Genomic DNA, 5,433 nt, shown 5'->3' with positions numbered 1-5,433 from the left:
TGGCACCGGTGGCGACAACGCCACCAGACCCGCGCCCGACGAAGCCACTACCAGCGACGACAACTCAAAGATCGGTAAGTGCGGCTGGAGTACTAACACCAGACTGCTACACAGGTTGAATTCGTAGAGTCTTCGGGTCATGACAGATAGCTTCTGGTGCGGTACGACCGTGGTATGCGGTATGGGCAAAGGGGCGGGTACACGCCCGCTGAGCAGGAATAGCGCGAGCGTGTACGGTTGTAGGCAGCCGAGTGGTTCGAGGCCGGGGAGTCGACCAAGATGGTCGCTGCACGATTACGGGTGCACGAGCGGTCGGTGACACGCTGGCGTAAGGCATGGCGCGAGGGTGGGACGCAGGCGCTGCGCTCCAGGGGCCGCCCCTCGACAGAGAATTGGCGGCACTGCAGTGGCAGCGACTGGAGGCCGAGCTGGGCCGCGGGCCGCGGGCACGCGGGCCTGGGGATACGCCGAGGATCAGTGCGGGACACTGGGCCGGGTCAAGAGGTTGATCGGGCCGCTGTTTCACATCGGCTACACCGTCGAGGGCGTGGGCAAGCTGCTGCACCGGCACGGCTGGTCGGTACAGGTACCGGTCCGGCGGCGATCGAACGCGACGAAGAGGCCATCGCCACCTGGAAAGACGAGGTGTGGCCAGCGGTAAAAGCACCGCGGCGGACCTGGGCGCCTATCTCTGCTTCGAAGACGAGGCAGGCCAAGGGCTGAGGCCGCCGAAGGGACGCACCTGGGCGCCGGTCGGTGCCCGCCCGGTGGTAACGGTGCGCGGCAAGGGCTTGGGCCGAGGTCAACATGGCCGGCGTCGTGGCCTACCGAGACGGCGAGCGGCCGCACCTGTTTTACAAACCGCACATCTACCGAGGCCGCAAGGGCGAGCCCAAGACGTTCTCCTGGATCGACTACCGGGACCTGATCGTGGCCACCCACCAGCACCTGAACGCACCGCTGATCTGGTGCTGGGACAATTTGAGCGTGCACCTGGCCGAGCAACTCGCCGACTTCGACGCCGAGCAAGTCGACTGGCTGCGCATCGTCCAACTGCCTGCCTACGCTCCAGAGCTGAATCCCGTCGAGGGCATCTGGTCGCTACTCCGGCGGGCCATGGCCAATTTCGTCGTAGCCGACCTACCCGGGGTGGTCCGAGTCTCCACCGAAGCCGTAGCGCTTCATCCTGCGTGGGCTGAGAAGGCAGGGATAATCACCCTGGCCGACAAAGCGTATCAGAGGTGCGAGGGGCCCGGTCCTCACGCCCTACGAGGGTAAGGACAAACCCGAGTCACAAAGCCGGCCAGCCGCTGCCACGCCAAGCTCTGCGGTCCGGGCGAAGGCGTGCGAACGCTCAACTGGAGAGCTGGAAGATCCTGTGCAGGCTGAGCCGCAGCCCGTGCAAGGTCGGCCATCTCTGCATGGCCATCACCGTCCTTCAAAGCCACCAGCTACAAGTTCCTCGTCCACGCGTGGCTCAAAACCCCCTCAAATGGCCGATTGATCGCATATCAGACTCGGGGGGTTGCGAGCGTGTCTGATCGGCGGCACCATGGCGAGAGCCTAGGCGACTACCCCTGGCAAGCATGAAGAGCGGAGCGATGTGAACGCACCACTGAATGCGTCGGCAACAACCATCGGCGCCTTGATATCAAGTGCGGTTTTTGAAGTTCCCATTTATCAGCGCGACTATGCATGGGAAAAGCTGCAAGTCGAGGAGTTTTGGAACGATCTATCTAACGCGCTTGGTCAGGGGCCTTATTTTCTGGGGCTGATAGTTCTCACCGGAGATGGCAAGCGTAAACATGTGGTCGACGGACAGCAGCGCCTGGTAACACTAACGCTGCTTGCTGCAGCCCTGCGTGAGGAAGCTGTAGCAATAGGCCGGAGAGCGCTTGCGGACAAGATTGAGTCGACATTGCTAAGGTCGATGGATTATAAAACGGATGAAATTGTTCCGCGCATTGTACTAACTGACCCCAGGACCAACGACACTCTTCAGTCCCTGATAGATGATGGCAACATCCCTGCCCGGGACCTCGCGGAAGGGTCTTCGTCGGAGCGCCTAAACAGGTCGTTTATCTATCTCCGAGACAAGCTATCGGAGGATCATAATTCAGACGGATTCCGCAAACTGGGCACTTGGGCCGAGTTCATCAACGAACAACTGTATGTTGCTGTATTCGAGCATCCGGACGAGGCCGCCGCATACAGTGTATTTGAGGTGGTAAATACGCGGGGGCGGCAACTTACCACTGCGGATCTGCTGAAAAACTACATTCTTCGCCACACACCTCCCGGGCAGCGTGATGCTCAGTACGATGCATGGCATAGCACGGCCGAGAAATTCGAGCAGTTGGGAGGTCAGAACTATGTACAATACATTCGTCACACCGTCAATCTGCGCGCTGGGTATGTCCTACCAAAGGATCTCTATAACTATATAGCACGTCGTGGAGATTTCTCATCAGCAGGGGAGATACCCGCCGCACAGCTGATGGAGGACTTGCAGCACTGGCTTCCAGTTTACCTTCAGATGATCGATCCAACGCTTGGAGGTCCGGCGAATGCTGACGCCTTGGGCATATTCGAGTCATTGAATGAGCTGAGAGTCACAGCGGTTCGACCTCTACTCCTGGCCATCAGCGAAAGAGAGAGCGGCGCGCAGTCAATGGAGCGCGTGCTTCGCCTGATAGTGAAACGCATCGTCGTCGGCAATCTCGGGGCAAGTAGCATAGAGCGGAAATTTGCTGAAGCTGCTCGAGAGATCACGCGAAGCGGCTCTGTTGAGTCAGGGCTCACGCTGCTTCAAGATCTGGATCATTCTCGAGAGGAATTTGTAGAGGCACTAGGACGCAGAAGCTATAACCGTGATGTACTGGCCTTTATCAGGAGATCCACGATACTCAAGACTGTCACACCTGACCCAGTCGGAACTCTCCACTATATTCGACCACGTCAATCTGCCAGCACATGGCCAGACTTTGGCGACGATTACCTCGGAATGTGGGGCTCGACGTTGGGTAACACGATTCTGGCGAAGATAGCTAAGCGCCCACGCGGAGTAAACAACTGGAATGGGGTCCAGCAAAGCCTCATTAGCAAGGCCATCCCAGAAGAGCGGGCCGCGATCATCATGGCCTACGAAACCTGGACTCCAAAATCCGTGCAACGCGAAGGACTTGCTCTAGCAGAGGAAGCGGCCGATGTCTGGTGCTGAAGTCGTGAGCTATGAGCAGGATCTTATGCTTCTTGAGAGTGTCCTTGACCGTACGACCGCCTTGGATCCGCTCGGGGCCCTGAGAGGAGCAATGGTTGTTCAGGCAAGAGCCCCAATTGACTTAACTAAGGTCGCATTCGGAATAGACTCAAATATCTTTCTAAGGCTCGCAAATGCTCCACGCAGCGAAGACCTTTTAGACTTTCTTGCGGTTCATCCGGCACCTCTAATTCTGCCCAGCCAGGCGGTGCAGGAGTTTTGGAACAATCGAAAGACGATCACGACCATAAGTGATGACCTTAAGAGTAGGTTCGCAGCTCTCTCGAAGGCAGTCGGTAGTGTTGATGCGAACTTTGGAGAGTTTGAGCGACGCTTCGGTGAGCTCTTGAGCGAGTTCGAAGCGGAGTTTGGCTATCTGTACCATGGCCAAATCCTTGACAGAGTGGTGAAGATGCTTGAGCTTCTGAAAGAGAAGGCTCATTGCTACTCTGTTCCAAGATCTAGGTTCGCTGCGTATGCTAAGCAGAGAAAGCTTGCAAGGACACCACCCGGGTTTGAGGATAAAGGGGATGGCGACTTCTATGTCTGGGTGGATTTCCTGTATGGCCTCTTGGTCTGTCGTCACAACAGCAGTGCCCAGCAGTTCGAACATATCGTACTGTTAACTGACGACACTAAGAAGGATTGGAGTTCGTACGGCATACCTCATCCGGTTCTGACAGCTGAGGTGCAATCACTTTTCGATGTCCCTTTTAGCATCTGGGGCTTGAATGCGTTCTCTGAGCGAGTCAAGAAGTTCTACGCAGGCCAGTAGTGAGCTTTCCAATCTGACGGTCCTGGTCGCGGTGGGCTGGCGCAGAACGGTCGCGGCTGAGACAAGGTTCCCGATGAGGCAGCAGTCGACCAAGATCCGATGCCCCAACTGGGAGCCGCGTTGCTGTCCTACCGTGCCTCGATTCCGCTGTCCAACTACACGCTGATCCGCCTGGCCGAACTCATCCGCGCGCAGCGGACCGAATGTTGCTCGCGGTGGCGGCGGTGAGACTCCCCCAGCAGGCGCTGCTGGGGGGCTAGCCCATCTGCGCAACGGCGACACCTACGCGCGCCTGGCCGCCGGCTTGGCCATCGGCACCGCCACAGCCTGGCGCCAGATCCGTGAAAGCGTCGATTTCCTGGCTGCACTGGCCGCCGACGTGATGTGTGCTTCCCGGCTGGCCTATGCCATCTTGGACGGCACCCTCACCCCTATCGACCGTCTCAACGCCCGTATGACAGCGGCAAACACAAAGCAGCACGGAATGAATGTGCAATTGCTGGCCAACTCCGTAGGTTGGTTGGTTGTGGGGCCTCACCTGCGCGCCGTCCATGACGTGAGCGCCGCTTGGACCGTCGGCCTGATCGACGCATTGACCGGCACCGATGTGAAGACTTTCGCTGACAAGGGCTATAAAGGCGGCCGGCGGCACGATCCGCACGCCGTTCAAACGGCATCGCCGCCACCCCGGACTGTCACGCGGCCAGCGGGACGTCAACCGCGCCCACGCCCGCGTCTGCGCCATCAGTGAGCGCGCTGGTGCAACTTCGAAGTCCTGGAAAGTCCTCACTCAGCTGCGCTGCTGCCCGCATCGAGCGACCACGCTCGCTCAGGCGATTCTCGTCCTACAACTCGTCGAGGAGGATCGTTGCTCAGGATGAAAAGGGCTCACTTTCTGCTTACAGGAGACCAACAGCAACCCCGCCTATTCGGTGGCAAGCCGACACGGAGCGCAGGGCCGCCAAGGCCCGAGCACCGGAAGCGGCGCGGCAGGATGCTCTTTCTTCACGAGTGAGCCATGGATGCGATCCATCTGGCCTTCGCCAATAGTTCATCATATGCAGCAATTTCAGGCTCGGTGATATTACGGCGAAGAGCTCAAAAGATCGAATATGGTCGGAGTGATCTCCGCCGGAGGCACCGGTCAGCCGTTGCTCGACGATTACGCAGCGCGGGGCGGCGCTGGTCGCGACCGGCCGGAGAGCCGCAGCGCGGCCAGCGACCGCTCGGCGCGGCAGGCCGCCCTCGGCGGGCTGCCTTGAAACCGTAGAGAAAGTTCTCATCCGTCAGGAGTCGGGTCGGCGTCCCTAGTACGGCAGCCGCCATTCGTTAGCTGATCTGGGTGTATGCGGTGGCCAGGCGAGCGCGGCGGTGGAACCAGCGGGCTCGGGCTTGATGT

The 5,433-nt window shown here is 59.1% G+C and carries 4 protein-coding genes and 2 pseudogenes; all 6 read left to right on the top strand.

Annotated elements, in window-relative coordinates:
* Positions 1 to 267: 267 nt before the first annotated feature.
* Positions 268 to 372: pseudogene (locus ABZ911_RS42695) on the top strand (helix-turn-helix domain-containing protein); the annotation flags it as partial.
* A complete protein-coding gene (locus ABZ911_RS42690; protein ID WP_358070288.1) occupies positions 347 to 661 on the top strand; it encodes a winged helix-turn-helix domain-containing protein in 315 nt (104 codons plus the stop codon). The pseudogene ABZ911_RS42695 and the gene ABZ911_RS42690, both read left to right, overlap by 26 nt.
* A 146-nt stretch (positions 662 to 807) precedes the next feature.
* The gene (locus ABZ911_RS42685; protein ID WP_358070287.1) at positions 808 to 1,278 is read left to right on the top strand and encodes a transposase; all 471 of its coding nucleotides are present in this window, start codon (positions 808 to 810) and stop codon (positions 1,276 to 1,278) included.
* A gap of 325 nt (positions 1,279 to 1,603) precedes the next feature.
* On the top strand, positions 1,604 to 3,220 hold the full coding sequence (locus tag ABZ911_RS42680; RefSeq protein WP_358070284.1) for a DUF262 domain-containing protein: 1,617 nt from the start codon (positions 1,604 to 1,606) through the stop codon (positions 3,218 to 3,220).
* A 4-nt stretch (positions 3,221 to 3,224) separates the two neighbouring features.
* Positions 3,225 to 4,034, top strand: a complete 810-nt coding sequence (locus tag ABZ911_RS42675; protein WP_358070282.1) for a hypothetical protein — start codon at positions 3,225 to 3,227, stop codon at positions 4,032 to 4,034.
* Between the two features lie 120 nt (positions 4,035 to 4,154).
* Positions 4,155 to 4,915 (top strand): annotated as a pseudogene (locus ABZ911_RS42670) (transposase family protein).
* Positions 4,916 to 5,433 lie beyond the last annotated feature (518 nt).

The sequence above is a fragment of the Nonomuraea sp. NPDC046570 genome (genome assembly GCF_040645915.1).
Lineage (GTDB): Bacteria > Actinomycetota > Actinomycetes > Streptosporangiales > Streptosporangiaceae > Nonomuraea.
The sequence above is the reverse complement of the archived record's forward strand: the minus strand, read 5'-3'. Positions and strand labels throughout refer to the sequence as shown.

Bases quoted from the DNA above. Each gene is read 5' to 3' on its own strand.
- ABZ911_RS42685 (WP_358070287.1), top strand. From the start codon at position 808: ATGGCCGGCGTCGTGGCCTACCGAGACGGCGAGCGGCCGCACCTGTTT.